This window comes from Streptomyces sp. NPDC104309 (genome assembly GCF_055584025.1).
This window is the reverse complement of sequence record NZ_JBVJMV010000011.1, coordinates 223109-238370: the sequence shown is the minus strand read 5'-3', so window position 1 is coordinate 238370 and position 15262 is coordinate 223109. Positions and strand designations below refer to the sequence as shown.

Genomic DNA, 15262 nt, shown 5'->3' with positions numbered 1-15262 from the left:
GATGCACCTGCCGTGCCCGGCCACGGGGTGGGAAATCGGGTCGTGGTGGCGTGGAGTTGAACCATCAGGTGACATCGGCACCGCCGGCTGTGAGAGGGACGGAATGAAACCGACCGAGAGCGCCGCACCGGTGTCGCGGCTGCAAGGTTTCGTCGGCCTCACGCCCAAAGTGGGTGCCGTCGTCGTGGTGATCGCCGTTGTTCAGCTCACAACCGGTTTCTACCGGACGGTGAGCGAGGGACGCGCGCTCTTCCCCGACGGCAGGGCCGGGTGGTCCCTGGCCGTTCTCACCGGAATCGTCGTCGGCCATCTGGTCGCGCTCGGACGCGACCGATGGTGGGGCGGCACCGGTTCCGGGGCATCCCTCACTCTCGCCGTGCTGCTCCTCTATGGCTGGGTGCCCGCCGGTCTGGTCAGCCTGGTCGTCGTCGTCCTCGTCGGTGCGGCCCGCAGACACCGCTGGTGGCAGGGGCTGCTGCACGGCGCCGTGGACATCCTGGGGATAGGCGCGGCGGCCCTGGTGCTCGCCGCGTTCGGTGACGTCCAGACCGTCGAATCGCCCTGGCGGCCACTCGACTGGGGCATCGCCGCCGTCCCCGAGGTCCTTCTGGCCGCCTCCACCTATCTTCTGGTCACCCGGGTCCTGCTGTGGTACGCACGGGCACCCCAGGGCGGCGGGCTGCCCACCATCGCCCGCACCGCGCTGCTGCGCCAGGGCCTCGTCGCGGTCGCCCTCCTCGGCATCGCACCGCTGATCTGTGTGGTGGCGATGGCCATGCCCGTACTCCTGCCGCTCTTCGCGGTCCCTCTGATCGCCCTGGACTCCACCCTCTGGATAGCCCGCGCGCGGGCCGAGGAGCAGCTGCGCGACCCGTTGACCGGACTGCCCAACCGGCAGTGGCTGCTGGAGCGCACCTGGACGGCCCTGGAGGACGCCGAGTCCGTCGGCGCCAGATCCGCTCTCGTCCTGATCGACCTCGACCGGTTCCGTGCGGTCAACGACACTCTTGGGCATCTGGCGGGAGACCGGCTGCTGCTGCAGATAGCGGAACGTCTGCGACTCGCGCTCCCGCGGGGAGCGGAGGCCGCGCGGCTCGGCGGCGACGAATTCGCGGTGCTGCTGCCGACCGCGGGCTCCACCACCAGTGCCCAGCGGGTCGCCCGCCACCTCGTCGCCGAGCTGTCCTCCCCGCTGGACCTGGACGGTCTGACCCTGGTGCTGGAGGCCAGCGCCGGGGTCGCCGTCTACCCGGACCACGCGCTGGACGCCGAAGGGCTGCTCCGGCGCGCGGACGTGGCGATGTACCAGGCCAAGCGCGACCGTACGGGTGTCGAGGTGTACGAGTCGAAGCGGGACAGCAACACCCCGGACCGGCTCGGACTGCTCGGTGATCTGCGGCGTGCGCTGGATGCCGGCGAGGTGGAGCTCCACTACCAGCCGAAGGTCCGCTTCGACGGACAGGTGGCCGGCCTCGAAGCGCTGGTCCGCTGGGTGCATCCGGAGCGCGGGCGGGTCCCTCCGGACGAGTTCATCGCCATCGCGGAGTCGTCCGGCCTGATGCCGCACCTGACGGAGTACGTCCTGGAGACGGCGCTGGCCCAGGTCGCCCGATGGCGGGCGCAGGGGCTGTTCGTCCCGGTCGCGGTCAACGTCTCCCCGCGCGATGTGCACACTCCCGGATTCGCGGGCGGTGTGGCGGCCCGGCTCGCCCGGCACGGCGTCCCGGCCGGGGCACTGCAGCTGGAAATAACGGAACACGTGCTGCTGGAGGACCCGCAGCGCGCCGCCGACACCCTGGCCGGACTGACCGGGCACGGCGTGAAGATGTCCCTCGACGACTTCGGCACGGGGTACTCCTCGCTGGTCCATCTGCGCCGGCTGCCGGTCAGCGAGCTGAAGATCGACCGGTCGTTCGTGGCCCGACTGGCCGTGGACAACGAGGACGCGGAGATCGTCCGCTGCACCATCGACCTCGCCCATTCGCTCGGCCTGCTGGTCGTCGCGGAGGGGGTCGAGGACGACGAGACCTGGGAGCGGCTGCGGGATCTGCGGTGCGATGCGGTGCAGGGGTGGCTGGTCGCCGCGGCCATGCCGCCGCAGGAGACGACGGCCTGGCTGCGGGCGAGGGGCGAGCACGGGTGGCGACGGCCCGCGGAGCTGGCCGCGGCTGCCGCCGCGGCAGCGGCGGCGGCAGCGGGCGCGACGCCCGAGCTGGAGCAGCGGGCGTCCGGGCGGCCGGTCAAGTCGAGGCCCGCGACGACGTGAGCGGGGCGCCGGCCCGGCGCCGAACCGCTCACCGGGCGCGACGCGGCGACGCCGTGAGCGCAGGACGCCGGCCAGGCGCCGAACCGCTCAGCCGGCGGCGACGCCGTGAACGCGGGCGCACGGGCGCACGGGCGCACGCGGTCCGGGGGCCGCGTGCCGAGGTGCCCGGCGGCCGTCGTGCCGTCCGACACCGGGCGGACCCGAATCCGGCGTCCGAGCAGGGCGTTCGCCCGGGTGGCGGGAGCGGCCACGGCCGACACCATAGGATTGGGCCAAAACCACACACCAACCCCTGAGGATCGCTGCATGCCTGGCATCACGCGCGAGGAGGTCGCCCACCTCGCCCGGCTGGCACGTCTGGAGCTGAAGGGCGAAGAGCTCGATCACTTCGCCGGTCAGCTCGACGACATCATCGGCGCGGTCGCCCGCGTCTCCGAGGTCGCCGACCAAGACGTACCGCCGACCTCCCACCCGCTGCCGCTGACCAACGTCATGCGCGCGGACGAGGTCCGTCCGTCGCTCACCCCCGAGCAGGCGCTCTCCGGCGCCCCGGCCCAGGAGCAGCAGCGTTTCAAGGTGCCGCAGATCCTGGGGGAGGACTAACAGCCATGACGGACAACAGCACCATCATCAAGCTCACCGCGGCCGGGATCGCCGAGAAGATCGCGTCCGGCGAGCTCACGGCCGTCCAGGTCACCGAGGCCCATCTGGCCCGGATCGACGCGGTCGACGAGAAGGTCCACGCCTTCCTGCACATCGACCGCGAGGGCGCGCTCGCGCAGGCCCGCGCCGTCGACGCGAAGAAGGCGGCCGGCGAGAAGCTGGGTCCGCTGGCCGGTGTCCCGCTCGCGCTGAAGGACATCTTCACCACCGAGGGCATGCCGACCACCGTCGGCTCCAAGATCCTCGAAGGCTGGATCCCGCCGTACGACGCGACCCTCACCAAGAAGCTGAAGGCCGCCGACGTCGTCATCCTCGGCAAGACCAACATGGACGAGTTCGCCATGGGGTCCTCCACCGAGAACAGCGCCTACGGCCCGACCGGCAACCCGTGGGACCTCACCCGTATCCCGGGCGGCTCCGGCGGTGGCTCCTCGGCCGCGCTCGCGTCGTACGAGGCTCCGCTCGCCATCGGCACGGACACCGGCGGTTCCATCCGCCAGCCCGCGGCCGTCACCGGCACCGTCGGCGTCAAGCCCACCTACGGCGGCGTCTCCCGCTACGGCATGGTGGCGTTCTCCAGCTCCCTGGACCAGGGCGGGCCCTGCGCCCGTACCGTCCTGGACGCGGCCCTGCTGCACGAGGTGATCGCCGGGCACGACCCGATGGACTCGACGTCCATCGACGCCCCGGTCCCGCCGGTCGTCGAGGCCGCGCGCAACGGCAGCGTCGACGGCATGCGCGTCGGTGTCGTCAAGCAGTTCGCCGGTGAGGGCTACCAGGCCGGTGTCGTCCAGCGCTTCAACGAGTCGGTCGAGCTGCTGAAGTCGCTCGGTGCCACGATCGTCGAGCTGGACTGCCCCTCCTTCGACCTGGCCCTGTCGGCGTACTACCTGATCGCGCCGTCCGAGTGCTCCTCCAACCTGGCCCGCTTCGACGCCATGCGTTACGGCCTGCGGGTCGGCGACGACGGCACGCGGTCCGCCGAGGACGTCACCGCGCTCACCCGCGAGGCCGGCTTCGGTGACGAGGTCAAGCGCCGTGTCATCCTCGGTACGTACGCGCTCAGCTCCGGCTACTACGACGCGTACTACGGCTCGGCGCAGAAGGTCCGCACCCTCATCACGCAGGACTTCGAGAAGGCCTTCGAGCAGGTGGACGTCATCGTCTCGCCGACGACGCCCACCACCGCCTTCCCGATCGGCGAGCGCGCCGACGACCCGATGGCGATGTACCTCGCGGACCTGTGCACCATTCCGACCAACCTCGCCGGGAACTCCGCCATGTCGCTGCCCTGCGGCCTGGCTCCGGAGGACGGTCTGCCGGTCGGACTGCAGATCATCGCCCCCGCCATGAAGGACGACCGGCTGTACAAGGTCGGTGCCGCCGTCGAGGCCGCCTTCGTGGAAAAGTGGGGACACCCGCTGCTGGAGGAGGCTCCGTCACTGTGAGTGCACTGACCAAGGCCAAGGGCTTCAAGAAGTCCAAGACCGGTACGTACCTGTCCATCGGCACCACCGCCTTCGGGGCACTCGGCGTCGTCAAGCAGGCCAGGAAGGCCCGCTTCGAACACGACACGCTCCGACTGGTCGACGCCGTTGTCTCCGCCGCCGCCATCGCCACCGGTATCGCCCTGCTGCTGCGCGAACTCAAGCGCATCGGCGATGACGACGTACTGCTGGGCTGAGAGGGAAGTTTCACCGTGACTGTCACTGACCTGGTGTCGTACGAGGACGCGCTCGCGTCCTACGACCCCGTCATGGGCCTGGAGGTCCATGTCGAGCTCGGCACCAAGACCAAGATGTTCTGCGGCTGCTCGACCGAGCTCAAGCAGGACGCCAACTCCCAGACCTGCCCGGTCTGTCTCGGCCTGCCCGGCGCGCTGCCGGTCGTCAACGAGATCGGCATCGAGTCCGCCGTCAAGATCGGTCTCGCGCTGAACTGCGAGATCGCCGAGTGGTGCCGCTTCGCCCGGAAGAACTACTTCTATCCGGACATGCCGAAGAACTTCCAGACCTCCCAGTACGACGAGCCGATCGCCTACAACGGCTATCTGGACGTCCAGCTGGAGGACGGGGAGATCTTCCGGGTGCAGATCGAGCGTGCCCACATGGAGGAGGACACCGGCAAGTCGACCCACGTCGGCGGCGCCACCGGCCGTATCCAGGGCGCGTCCCACTCCCTGCTCGACTACAACCGCGCGGGCATCCCGCTCATCGAGATCGTCACCAAGCCGATCGAGGGAGCGGGCGCGCGCGCCCCCGAGGTCGCCAAGGCGTACGTCGCCGAGCTCCGCGAGCTCATCAAGGCGCTCGGCGTCTCGGAGGCCCGCATGGAGATGGGCCAGATGCGCTGCGACGTCAACCTGTCGCTGCGTCCCAACGGCACCGAGACGTTCGGTACGCGCTCCGAAACGAAGAACGTGAACTCGCTGCGTTCCGTCGAGCGCGCCGCCCGCTTCGAGATCCAGCGCCACGCCGCGGTGCTGAGCTCGGGCGGCACGATCGTGCAGGAGACCCGGCACTTCCACGAGGAGGACGGCTCGACCACGGCCGGCCGCATCAAGGACAACGCCGAGGACTACCGCTACTTCCCCGAGCCCGACCTGGTGCCGGTCGCCCCGGCCCGCGAGTGGGTCGAGGAACTGCGCAAGGGCCTCCCCGAGCTGCCGCGGCTGCGCCGCGCGCGGCTCAAGGAGAAGTGGGGTGTCTCCGAGCACGACATGCAGTCCATCCTCAACGCCGGCGCGGTCGACCTGATCGTCGCCACGACCGACGCGGGCGCCCCCTCGGACCAGGCCCGCAAGTGGTGGATGGGCGAGCTGGCCCGTAACGCCAACGAGACCGGCCGCGGCCTCGACGAGCTGCCGATCACCCCGGTGCAGGTCGCCAGAGTGGCCGAGCTCGTCACCTCGGGCGATCTCAACGACAAGCTGGCACGCCAGGTGATCGAGGGCGTGCTCGCGGGTGAGGGCGACCCGGACACCGTCGTCGAGAAGCGCGGCCTGAAGGTCGTCTCCGACGAAGGCGCGCTGGGCGCTGCCGTGGACGAGGCCATCGCCGCCAACGCGGCCATCGCGGACAAGATCCGCGGCGGCAAGGTCGCGGCCGCGGGCGCGCTCGTCGGCGCGGTCATGAAGGCCACCCGCGGTCAGGCCGACGCGGCCCGGGTGCGTGAGCTGATCCTGGAGAAGCTCGGCGTCGAGGGCTGATCCCGGCCCCTGCGCGGGCGGTTTCCGCACGTCCCTGAAGGGGCGGTGCATCCGTGGGACGGGTGCACCGCCCCTTCACCCGTCCAGAGAGTGCCCGGTCCGCTGAACACCGTCACCGCAGAGATCGTCTCCGTCGTGCTCCTGCTCGGCGTGCTGGCCTTCGCCGTCGTACGCCCCCGGGGGCTGCCGGAGGCGACCGTCGCCGTACCCGCGGCCGTCCTGGTGATCGTGGCCGGTGCGGTCCCCTGGTCCCGGGCCCGTGATCAGGTGGACAGCCTGCTGCCGGTCGTCGGCTTCCTCGCGGCGATCCTGGTGCTGGCCCAGCTCTGCGCGGACGGGGGGCTGTTCACGGCTGCCGGGGACCTGGTCGCACGGGCCTGCGGCGGCCGGACCGGTCCTCTGCTCGGCGGCGTCTTCGTCGTCGCCTCGGTGATCACCGCCGTGCTCAGCCTGGACGCCACGGTGGTCCTGCTGACCCCCGTCGTCCTCGCCACCGCGGCCCGCGTCGGTGCCCGGCCCCGCCCGTACGTCTATGCCTGTGCGCACCTGGCCAACTCGGCGTCCCTGCTGCTGCCCGTCTCCAATCTCACCAACCTCCTGGCGTTCACCGCGAGCGGTCTCTCCTTCACCCGCTTCGCCGCGCTCATGGCCCTGCCGTGGCTGGCCGCCATCGCCGTCGAGTACGTCGTCTTCCGCCGGGTCTTCGCCGCGGACCTGGCAGCCGGCGCGTATCCGCCGAAGCCGGGGGAGGAGCGTCCCGGCGTCCCCGTCTTCACGCTCGTCGTCCTCGCCCTGACCCTGGGCGGTTTCGTCGTCACCTCGTTCGCGGGCGTGGAACCGCTGTGGGCGGCGCTGGCCGGTGCCGGGGTGCTGGCGGTCCGCGCGCTGGTGCGGCGCGAGACCACCGTGAGGGGCCTCGTCCGCTCCGCCAACCCGCTGTTCTGCCTGTTCGTGCTCGCGCTGGGCGTCGTGGTCGAGGCCGTGGTCGACAACGGTCTCGGCGCCGGGATCGAAACCTTCCTGCCGGACGGCTCGTCACTTCCCGCCCTGCTGGCGGTGGCCGCGGTGGCGGCTGTGCTCGCCAACCTGATCAACAACCTGCCCGCGATCCTCGCCCTGCTCCCGGTCGTCGCCGGGGCCGGTCCCGGACCGGTCCTCGCCGCCCTGATCGGGGTGAACCTCGGCCCGAACCTCACCTACGTCGGCTCGCTCGCCACCCTGCTCTGGCGCCGCATCCTGCACAGCCACGGCGCCGCGCCCGACCTCGGCCACTTCACCCGGCTCGGGCTGCTGACCGTACCGGCGGCACTGGGCGTGTCGACCCTCGCGCTGTGGGGCGCGCTGCGGCTGACCGGGGTGTGATCCGGTCCCGGGAGCGCGGTTGGACTTTCCCGGCCGACCTGTTGGACGTTCACCACGGAGCCGTACGAAATCCTTCCCGGCGCCACCTGGCTTGATTAGTTTCCCGGCTGTACGACCGGACTCGGGAGGCTCACTTGACCACGGACATTTCACGGCGGCGGCTCTTCGCGCTCGGCGGCGGTGCGCTCGGTGTCGCGGCGGCGGGGTCGCTGCTGCCGCCGTCGCTGCAGACCGCGATGGCCACGCAGCCGACGCACCCGGCGGGGTCCGGCGGCGATGGGCTCGGGGCCATCAAGCACGTGGTGATCCTGATGCAGGAGAATCGTTCCTTCGACCATTACTTCGGGACGCTCCGGGGCGTACGCGGCTTCGGCGACCGCAACGCCGTCGAGCTGCCCTCCGGCAAGCCGGTCTTCGAGCAGCCCGCCGCGCCGGGCACCTCCGTGCTGCCGTTCCCGGTGCGCGACGCAGCCGAGACGCAGAAGAGGGACCTCCAGTACATCGGCGCCCTCGACCACTCCTGGAGCGGTGGCGGCAAGGCGTGGGCCGGGGGGTGGATGAACGGCTGGGTGACCGCGAAGACGGCCGCCACCATGGCGTACTACGACCGCCGTGACATCCCGCTGCACTACGAACTGGCCGACACCTTCACGGTCTGCGACGCCTACCACTCCTCCATCCACTCCTCGACCAGCCCCAACCGCAACCACCTGTGGAGCGGGAAGACGGGCAACGAGGCGAACGGCAAGCGGGCCGTCGGGAACGACGCGTACGACGAGGGCACGCACCCCGGCTACGGCTGGGGCACGTACGCGGAGCGGCTGGAGAAGGCCGGGCGCAGCTGGCGTACGTACACCGAGTGGGAGAACTTCACCGACAACCAGATCGAGTTCTTCGCCACCTTCAAGGCGATCGCCCGCAAGGCGCTGGCCAGGACCGGCGGCCATACGTTCATGGAGTCGTTCTACTCGGCGGTGCGGGACGCGGACACCGCCGAGCGGGAGCGGCTGTTCGGTTTGCTCGAAGAGGGTGTCGCCACCCTGGACAAGACCGAACGCAGCCTCTTCGAGCGGGCGTTGCGCCGGGTGAAGACCGGAACGCTGGCCGACGAGTTCGCCAAGGACGTGGCGGCGGGCACGCTGCCCGAGGTCTCCTATCTGGTGCCGTCGGCCGTCGACTCCGAGCACCCGAGCGTCTCCTCGCCGATCCACAGCGCGACGATCGTCTACAAGGTCCTGGACGCGCTGGGCAAGCACCCCGACGTGTGGCGCCACACCGCCGTCCTCATCAACTACGACGAGAACGACGGCTTCTTCGACCACGTGCCGCCGCCGGTCGCGCCGCCCGAGGTCACCGAGGAGCAGTGGGAGGGCAAGCCCACCGGTCTCGGGATGCGGGTACCGTTGCTCGTCGTGTCGCCGTGGACCGTCGGCGGCTACGTCTGCTCCGAGGTCTTCGACCACACCTCGGTGATCCGCTTCCTGGAGCGCTGGACCGGGGTGAAGGAACCGAACATCAGCGACTGGCGGCGCACCGTCACCGGTGATCTGACCTCCGCCTTCGACTTCACGCGTGGACGGCGCCGGCCCGAGGTGGAACAGCCGGGCGCCATACCGCCGTTCAGTGGACGCTGGGCGCCGAAGCCGCCGCTCGTGCAGCACATGCCCGTACAGGAGCCCGGAGCGCGCCCGGCCCGTGCGCTGCCGTACCAGCCGGACGCCCAGGCGAAGCTGGTGGACGGGGCGGTGCGCGTGGCGCTCAGCAACACGGGGCGCTCGTCCGCGCACTTCGCGCTGTACCCGTACGCGGGCGAGTTCCCCGTTCCGCAGCACCGGGATGTAAGGGGCACGGCGCAATGGACGGTGCCCCTTACCGGTGCGGCGTACCGGTTCACGGTGACGGGACCGAACGGCTTCCGGCGCGAGTTCGCCGGGCCCGCGAAGGGCGGCGTCTGTGCCGGGGCCGAGGTCGCCTCGCGGATCGACGCGCACGAGCGGGACCTGCACGTCACCCTGCGCAACACGGGACGGACCACGCTCACCTTCACCGTACGGCCGCTGGGATACGTCGAGGAGGCGGATCTGCGGGACTGGACCAGGACGGTCAAGGTCAAGCCAGGACGCAGCCGTACGGTGGTGCACTCGGCGGCCGACGCGCACGGCTGGTACGACCTGGCCGTCACCGTCGACGGGGACGACGCCTTCCGGCGCAGGCTGATGGGGCACATCGAGACCGGCCGGGCGAGCGTCTCCGGTTGACGGCTGACGGGCTGCGGGCTGACACGCCGACGGGCTGACGGGCCGGTCGGCGGGCCCTTGTACGTACGGGAGTTCGGCGCTCGACGGAACCACCGGAGCATGGGCCGCGTTTACTTGATCATGCGTGCACCGATCGAGAAATGGGCCGGGGTCACGCCGGGCGCCGCTCCCGAGGAGGCGGACCCCGTCGTTCTGGAGTGCGCCCGCCTGCTCGTCGCCGAGCCGGGCGGTGAGCAGGCGGTCCTGCTCACCCTCGGTCTGGTGAACATGGCGCCGTACGTCCTCGGACGGCGTGGCGCCCCCGTCGAACGGGCCGCAGTGGACGCGCTCGCCGCCGCGGCGAAGGCCCTGGACGCGCGGTTCCCGGGGGCCGACGGCTGCGGACACACGGCTCATCCGTACACCGGGAGCCTGGAGAGGTGGGACACGGACGCGAGCGCGCTGCGCGACGCGCCGGACGTTCGGGTTCCGCGCGCTGCCCCGGACGGGGCCGAGGCCTGCCCCCGCAACGCCGCCGGCTGGGCGCGGACAGCCGCCGATGTGATCCTGCCGGGCAGTGTGGAGGGCATCCCCGACATCGTCCCGGAGGACCACCTGAGCAGCATCAGCAGCCTGGGGAGCGTGCTCAACGACTATCCGAACGCCGATCCGTTCCGGGACCTGGACGCCCACACCATGCCGCCCGGCACCCTCTCCCGGGCCGCTCTCGCCGGCTATGTCGTCGTCGCCCACGCCAACTGCTGGTACGCGGCGCCCGGACGGATCCGGCAGCGCTCGCTGCTCGACGACATGATCGAGGGTCTGGAGTCCGTGCTGCCGCTGCTGCCGGACGCGGCGTGCGCGCACGGGGACGGCGAGCACCCGGCGCTGAGCTCCGGCAGCGACGAGCAGGCCGCCGAGGGCATCCACCTGCAGAGCCCCGGCGGCCGGGCACTCCTGCGCCAGGAGCACGAGGACGGACACGGCGCCTCGCTGGAGGCATGGACCTGCACCACCTTCCTGCACGCCCTCGCCGTCGAGGCCCGTGACCATCTGCGCGGCGGGCTCGACGCCCTCTTCGGCACCCGGGAGACGGCTCATCTGGACGCGGTGTACCTGCGTCCCGACGGCCGCCTCGCCATCGAACCGCTGAGCGAGCGCCATGTCCCGTTCAAGGACGAGACGGCCTCCGCGGAAGCGGCGCTCTGGGCGGCCCGGAGGTACGAGGAACTCGGCCCCGGCGGACCCGCGCTCGACCGGTCCGTCCTGCTGCTCCTGATGGGAACGGCGGCCGAGTCCCTGGAACTGCCGTACGGGGTGGCCCGGGAGATCCTGGGTGTCCTGCGTACCGCTGCCGCCACCCTGCACGGCGAGGCGTGCGCCCACGAGGACGGCCACGCCCCCCGGCGTGAGCGCACCGCCGACCGCATGGCCCGTGTCGCGCACCTCTACGCCCCCGAGACCTGCCCCGCCCCCGGCCCCGGCCCCGTCTCCGTCCCCGGGAGCGGGCCGCTGACCTGCCCCGCCCACCTGGCGGAGGTCGTGGCGAAGGGCATCGCGGAGATCGAGGAGCGGTTCGAGGCGGAACTGGAGGCGGAGGAGGGGCGGCCGGCCGGGTGAGCAGGAACCCGCGGTGAGTCCCGAAGCCATTGTGAGTATGGCCACGAAAGGGGCAAATGATCACCATCGACTGCAAGAGTGGCTGTTCTCAGGTCATGTGTTCTTTACGGGTAATTCATGTTTTGTCCCGCTGAAGAGCCACGAACCCTCAGGGAGCACGTCCGTTGGCTGCCATTGCCCGTTGGTGCATCAGGCACCGCCTCATCGCCGTTCTCATCTGGCTCCTCGCCCTCGGCGGTGCGGCCACCGCGGCGGGTTTCGCGGGTTCCGCGTACTCCAACGACTACGAGGCGCCCGGTACGGAGTCCGGCCAGGCCGCCGAACTCCTCAAGAGCGGCTTCACGGACCTCGGCGGTGACACCGACACCATCGTCTGGCACACCACCGACTCCACCGTGCGGGCCGCCGATGTCCGCCAGACGATGACCCGGACCCTGCACGAGGTCGAGGCACTGCCCGGCGTCGGAGCCGTCACCGGGCCGTACGGGGCGTCCGGAGCCGGGCAGATCAGCGAGGACGGACACACCGCCTACGCCACGATCACTTTCGACCGGCAGTCCGACGACATCCCGGTGCAGCAGGCACAGGCCGTCGTCGACACCGCGAAGGCGGCCGCGAGCGAACATCTCCAGGTGGAACTGGGCGGCTCGGCCGTGGCCCTCACCGAGGCGCCGTCCGTCCACTTCAGCGAGGCCATCGGGGTCGTCGTCGCGGCTGTCGTCCTGTTCCTGGCCTTCGGCTCGCTCGCCGCCAGCATGCTGCCCATCGCCACCGCCCTCGTCTCCGTCGGAACGGCGTACGCGGGCATCGTGCTGCTCGGTCACGTGATGACCGTCGCCGACTTCGCCCCCATGCTGGGCATGCTGATAGGGCTCGGCGTCGGCATCGACTACGCGCTGTTCATCGTCACCCGGCATCGCACCGGGCTGCGCAGAGGCATGACGGTCGCCGAGGCGGCGCGGAACGCCGTCGCGACGACCGGGCGGGCCGTCGTCTTCGCCGGAGCCACCGTCTGTATCGCACTGCTCGGCATGCTGATCCTGCGGCTCGGCTTCCTCAACGGCGTGGCGGTCGCCGCCTCGCTCACCGTCGTCCTGACCGTGGCCGCCTCCGTGACCCTGCTGCCGGCCCTGCTGTCCTTCATCGGCATGAGGGCGCTGAGCCGGCGCGAGCGCAGACAGCTCGCCGAACGCGGGCCGCAGCCCGAACTGCCCACCGGCTTCGCCGCCCGCTGGTCCGCCTTCGTCGAACGCCACCCCAAGCTGCTCGGCGCGTTCGCCGCCGTGGTGATGCTGGTGCTCGCGCTGCCCACGTTCTCCCTGCACCTGGGCACCTCCGACCAGGGCAACAACCCGTCCACGTCGACCACCCGGCAGGCGTACGACCTGCTGGCCGACGGATTCGGGCCCGGCGTGAACGGACCGTTGACGATCGCCGCGCAGATAGACGGCGCCGGCGACCGGCTCGCGATGGACGGCCTGCCGGCCACCCTGCGGGCCACCGACGGCGTCGCCTCGACCGGCCCGGTCACTTACAACAGCGACGGCAGTACGGCCTTCGTCACCGTCGTACCGAAGTCGGCACCGCAGTCGCAGGAGACCAGCAAGCTCGTCGAGCATCTGCGTACGGAAGTCCTCCCGAAGGCCGAGGCGAACACCTCGCTCCGGGCCCATGTGGGCGGAGTGACGGCCAGCTACGACGACTTCGCCCAGGTCATCATCGGCAAGCTCCCGCTCTTCATCGGCGTCGTCATAGGGCTCGGCTGTCTGCTCCTGCTGCTGGCGTTCCGGTCGATCGGCATTCCGCTGAAGGCCGCCGTGATGAATGTGGCCGCTGTCGCCTCCTCGTTCGGAGTCGTCGTCGCGATCTTCCAGTGGGGGTGGGGGAGCGAACTGCTTGGACTGGGCAGCTCCGGTCCCATCGAACCGTTCCTGCCGGTGATCATGGTGTCCGTGCTCTTCGGGCTTTCCATGGACTACCAGGTCTTCCTGGTGGGGCGGATGTACGAGGAGTGGCTGGAGACCGGCGACAACAGACGGGCGGTCCGGGTCGGCCTCGCCGAGACCAGCCGCGTGATCAACTCCGCGGCCGTGATCATGATTTCGGTCTTTCTCGCGTTCGTCCTCAGCGGGGACCGGGTCATCGCCATGTTCGGCATCGCGCTGGCCGCGGCCGTGGCCCTCGACGCCTTCGTTCTCCGTACGCTGCTGGTCCCCGCGCTCATGCATCTGCTGGGCGGCGCGAACTGGTGGCTGCCGCGCTGGCTGGACCGGCGGCTGCCGCGGATCAGCATCGAGTCTCCCGAGTGCCGCGCGCCGCGTGCGAAGATCCCGCAGACAGCACAACCGGTGGATCCGGTGGACGTGACGCATTCGGCGCACGCGGTGGACGCGGTTCGAGAAGGAGCATGATGTTCGCGATATCCCTGGGCGACGACGGAGCGGAACTGCGTCCGTTGGAGATCTGGCAGGCGGAGGAGTTCCTCGCCCATGTGGACCGGGCCCGCGAGCTCGTCGATCCCTGGATCCCCTTCGCCTCCCACGCCACAGACCTGGACTCGGCGCGCGCCCTGCTCCGGCGGTACGCGGAGAAGCAGGCAGCCGACACGGGACGGCTCTACGGCATCTGGCTGGACGGCACCCTCGTCGGCGGCGTCCTTTTCCGGATCTTCGACACGGCGTCCGGAAACTGCGAGATCGGCTGCTGGCTGGAACCGGCTGCGCAGGGGCGCGGGCTGATCACCCGGGCGGCACGGAAGCTGATCGACTGGGCGGTGTTCGAGCGCGGCATGCACCGCGTGGAGTGGGACGCGTCCGCCGCGAACACCCGCAGCATCGCCGTGGCCGAGCGGCTCGGCATGAAGCGGGACGGGGTGCTGCGCGAGAACTATCTGTACCGCGGCGAGCGGCACGACTCGGAGATCTGGTCCGTGCTGGCACCGGAGTGGCGGGCGCGGAACGCCTGAGGACGGCCGGGGCGGGGGACCGCGACGGGCCGGGGGCGGTCGGAGGGGGCGGGCGTTAAGAGGGTTCTCATCCGGGCCGCCTAGCGTGCGGGACATGAACCCCAGGACTCCCACGAACCCCACTGACCTCACCACCCCCACCGGACCCGCCGCTTCCGACGCCGAGAAGACGGGTGCCGAGCAGACCGCCGCCGAGGACGCGGCGTACCGCCTCGACGAGGGAGCGGCCGAAGCCGGGGGAGAGCGCACGGTGGCCGCCGGGGGCACGGTGGCGGGCGCCGCCCCGGAGCCCGCGCGGGATCTCGGCCCGGACACCGGCCTCGGGGAATCCGACCTCACGGACGTCGATCGCGAGGACCTGGACCTCAAGGCTCCGGGCCTCAAGGATCAGGGCCCCAAGGACTCCGAGTTCACGGACTCCGAGTTCACGGACTCCGAGTTCGAGAACTCCGACAAGGGGCCGTCCGGTCTCGTCCCGGCTGCCGCGGCCGTGGCCGCCGCCGGTCTCGGCGTCGTCGCGCTCAGCGGCTCCTGGACCGGCAAGGTCGTCGCCGAGCGCGAGACCCTCATCGGGCAGATCAGGACCTCGACCGGCAGCTCCGCCGCCCAGCAGATCTCCGAGATCTACGGCGACGCCTGGCACTCCACGGCGCTGGTCAACGGCCTCTTCGCGCTGCTCGCCGTGCTGGTCGGCGTCTTCGCCCTGGTGCGACCGGCCTTCGGCACGCCCTCCCCGCACCCGCAGCCCGGCTGGGTGCGGGCCGTCGCGACCGCCGGCATCGCGCTCGGGGTCCTCGGTGTGGTGATCTCCATCGGTATGTACTTCGACCTCATCGTGTCCCTGCCGACCGCGGGCATCACCAAGTGAGTACGCACCGCCCCGCGACCGCCTAAGGCATCGATCCGGTCGGCCCCTTGCCGTATGCGGCGGTGTCCGCGCC

Annotated in this window: 11 protein-coding genes; all 11 read left to right on the top strand. The window is 71.0% G+C overall.

Features of this window, described 5'->3' with window-relative positions; translation table 11 throughout:
- The first annotated feature begins 103 nt into the window (after positions 1-103).
- The 11 genes from ACZ68L_RS18695 to ACZ68L_RS18645 all read left to right on the top strand — a co-directional run bounded on the left by ACZ68L_RS18695 (position 104) and on the right by ACZ68L_RS18645 (position 15189).
- Positions 104-2266, top strand: coding sequence for a putative bifunctional diguanylate cyclase/phosphodiesterase (locus ACZ68L_RS18695; protein ID WP_469578046.1), 2163 nt, complete (start codon positions 104-106; stop codon positions 2264-2266).
- Between the two features lie 306 nt (positions 2267-2572).
- On the top strand, positions 2573-2869 hold the full coding sequence (gene gatC / locus ACZ68L_RS18690) for an Asp-tRNA(Asn)/Glu-tRNA(Gln) amidotransferase subunit GatC (protein WP_015036350.1): 297 nt from the start codon (positions 2573-2575) through the stop codon (positions 2867-2869).
- A 5-nt stretch (positions 2870-2874) separates the two neighbouring features.
- Positions 2875-4377 (top strand): Asp-tRNA(Asn)/Glu-tRNA(Gln) amidotransferase subunit GatA, encoded by a 1503-nt coding sequence (gene gatA, locus ACZ68L_RS18685; RefSeq protein WP_469578043.1) that lies wholly within the window; start codon positions 2875-2877, stop codon positions 4375-4377.
- Entirely contained in the window at positions 4374-4613 is a 240-nt protein-coding gene (locus tag ACZ68L_RS18680) for a hypothetical protein (RefSeq protein ID WP_469578039.1), read from the top strand. The genes gatA and ACZ68L_RS18680 overlap by 4 nt, the downstream gene beginning before the upstream one ends.
- Before the next feature lie 15 nt (positions 4614-4628).
- The gene (gatB, locus tag ACZ68L_RS18675) at positions 4629-6137 is read left to right on the top strand and encodes an Asp-tRNA(Asn)/Glu-tRNA(Gln) amidotransferase subunit GatB (RefSeq protein ID WP_469578037.1); all 1509 of its coding nucleotides are present in this window, start codon (positions 4629-4631) and stop codon (positions 6135-6137) included.
- A 90-nt stretch (positions 6138-6227) separates the two neighbouring features.
- Positions 6228-7499, top strand: a complete 1272-nt coding sequence (locus tag ACZ68L_RS18670) for an SLC13 family permease (RefSeq protein WP_469578034.1) — start codon at positions 6228-6230, stop codon at positions 7497-7499.
- Between the two features lie 134 nt (positions 7500-7633).
- Entirely contained in the window at positions 7634-9757 is a 2124-nt protein-coding gene (locus ACZ68L_RS18665) for a phosphocholine-specific phospholipase C (protein ID WP_469578032.1), read from the top strand.
- Positions 9758-9877: 120 nt separating this feature from the next.
- Complete coding sequence (locus ACZ68L_RS18660; protein ID WP_469578029.1) at positions 9878-11356, top strand: hypothetical protein; 1479 nt, start codon at positions 9878-9880, stop codon at positions 11354-11356.
- A 164-nt stretch (positions 11357-11520) separates the two neighbouring features.
- Positions 11521-13767 carry an MMPL family transporter gene (locus ACZ68L_RS18655; RefSeq protein ID WP_469578026.1) on the top strand — a complete coding sequence of 749 codons (2247 nt, stop codon included), beginning with the start codon at positions 11521-11523 and terminating at the stop codon, positions 13765-13767.
- Positions 13767-14321, top strand: a complete 555-nt coding sequence (locus ACZ68L_RS18650; protein ID WP_469578024.1) for a GNAT family N-acetyltransferase — start codon at positions 13767-13769, stop codon at positions 14319-14321. Before ACZ68L_RS18655 ends, ACZ68L_RS18650 begins: the two co-directional genes overlap by 1 nt.
- Positions 14322-14415: 94 nt before the next feature.
- Positions 14416-15189 carry a hypothetical protein gene (locus ACZ68L_RS18645; protein WP_469578022.1) on the top strand — a complete coding sequence of 258 codons (774 nt, stop codon included), beginning with the start codon at positions 14416-14418 and terminating at the stop codon, positions 15187-15189.
- Positions 15190-15262: the final 73 nt, after the last annotated feature.

What these genes read in the sequence shown, in the direction of transcription:
- ACZ68L_RS18645 (WP_469578022.1), top strand. Translation starts at nt 14,416, where the DNA reads ATGAACCCCAGGACTCCCACGAACCCCACTGACCTCACCACCCCCACC.
- ACZ68L_RS18650 (WP_469578024.1), top strand. Translation starts at nt 13,767, where the DNA reads ATGTTCGCGATATCCCTGGGCGACGACGGAGCGGAACTGCGTCCGTTG.
- gatA (WP_469578043.1), top strand. Translation starts at nt 2,875, where the DNA reads ATGACGGACAACAGCACCATCATCAAGCTCACCGCGGCCGGGATCGCC.
- gatC (WP_015036350.1), top strand. Translation starts at nt 2,573, where the DNA reads ATGCCTGGCATCACGCGCGAGGAGGTCGCCCACCTCGCCCGGCTGGCA.
- ACZ68L_RS18695 (WP_469578046.1), top strand. Translation starts at nt 104, where the DNA reads ATGAAACCGACCGAGAGCGCCGCACCGGTGTCGCGGCTGCAAGGTTTC.
- ACZ68L_RS18660 (WP_469578029.1), top strand. Translation starts at nt 9,878, where the DNA reads ATGCGTGCACCGATCGAGAAATGGGCCGGGGTCACGCCGGGCGCCGCT.